Source organism: Streptomyces sp. NPDC001732 (assembly GCF_053596315.1).
This window is the reverse complement of sequence record NZ_JBSFFY010000205.1, coordinates 1-1,356: the sequence shown is the minus strand read 5'-3', so window position 1 is coordinate 1,356 and position 1,356 is coordinate 1. Positions and strand designations below refer to the sequence as shown.

Below are 1,356 nucleotides of genomic sequence, written 5' to 3'. Positions count from 1 at the left end.
AGCTGCTCCGCCTCCGGAGCCTGGTAATACGCCGACAGGGCCTGGAACCGGGTGTGGACCGAGGAGCCGGTCTCCCGGATGTTCCCGGCGTCCTTCGTCAGGGACGCGTGGTCCTTCTCCAGCTGGCCCAGATCACCGGTGTACTGCGGAATCGCCTCGGGCTTGATCATCGCGTCTGCACCCCGGGCTTCTTCGGGTCCAGGTCCACCGCACCCAGCGCCTTGCGCTGCGCCTCGGCGGCCATCTCCAGGTCACCGTTCAGATACGCCGTCGTCGCGTCCACCGCACCCGTCAGCGACTTCCCGGCCCGCGCCGCGATGAACTTCAGGTCCCCGGTGGTGTGCTCCGCGAACTGCGACAGGGCCAGCGCCACCAGACCCCCCACGGCCTCCTCACCCTTGCCCCCACCGCCCCCGCCACCGGCGCCGGCATCCGCACTGATCGTGCCCGCACTCGCCGCCGCCGACGACAGATGATCACCGTACGACGTCGCATGCGTCTGAATCTTCGACGCAACCTCACCCGTCGTCTTCAGCACACCCTGAATACCCTGCGGCTTCAGATCCCACCCGGTCATCACGAACACCCCCGTGAAACTTCCTGCAAAACTGTCGAACCCGACGACTCCGGCCGGGCGAACGACTCGGCCGGAACCCTGTCGACCGAAGAGACCGACCGAAGAGACCGACCGAAGAGACCGACCGAAGAGGCCGACCGAAGAGGCCGACCGAAGAGGCCGACCGAAGAGATCTCTCGAAGAGACCGGTTGATTCCTCCGGCCGAAGGGATCGGCCGAAGGGCTCGGCCGGAGAAATCAGCCGGTGGAAACGGTCGAGGAACTCAGCCGATGTTGTCGACCGCGGCCTTGGCGCGCGTGATCGTGTGCTGCGCCGTGCCGTCGTTCTTCTCCAGCGTCGTCTTGAGCAGCTGGATGATGTTCTTGACCTCCTGCGAGGAGCGGTTCCACCGCAGCTCCTTGCCGTGGTACTCGTCCGCCACGCCGTCGGCCGCGAAGTCCGCCATCGCCGCCTTGACCTGGCCGTCGCGCGCCGTGATGACCTCCTCCAGCCGCGCGATCACCACCTGGATGTTGCCCTGCGCGTCCGCGGACGCGCCCGTGTCGTACGCACGACGATCGGTGCCACCAGCCATCAACAATCACTCCCCGTGAAAACCTGTCAGGACAGAACAGAACGCAATGGAACGGAACGGAGCGGAGCGGAACGGAGTGAACCGGTCCGAACCGGGGTGGAACGGAGCGGTCAGCGGGCGCCGAAGCGTGCCGCGTCGAAGTTCGCGGACGACATCTGCTGCCGCGCGTTGTCGCCCTGCTCCTGGTCACCCGAGCTGAACGCG

At 66.7% G+C, this 1,356-nt stretch carries 2 protein-coding genes; both read right to left on the bottom strand.

Annotated elements, in window-relative coordinates:
- Nucleotides 1–166: 166 nt before the first annotated feature.
- Nucleotides 167–577: a DUF6507 family protein gene (locus tag ACWCXX_RS41410; RefSeq protein WP_451136498.1), complete on the bottom strand. Its 411-nt coding sequence runs from the start codon at nt 575–577 to the stop codon at nt 167–169.
- Nucleotides 578–840: 263 nt separating this feature from the next.
- Nucleotides 841–1,152, bottom strand: coding sequence for a pore-forming ESAT-6 family protein (locus ACWCXX_RS41405; protein WP_148835891.1), 312 nt, complete (start codon nt 1,150–1,152; stop codon nt 841–843).
- Nucleotides 1,153–1,356: the final 204 nt, after the last annotated feature.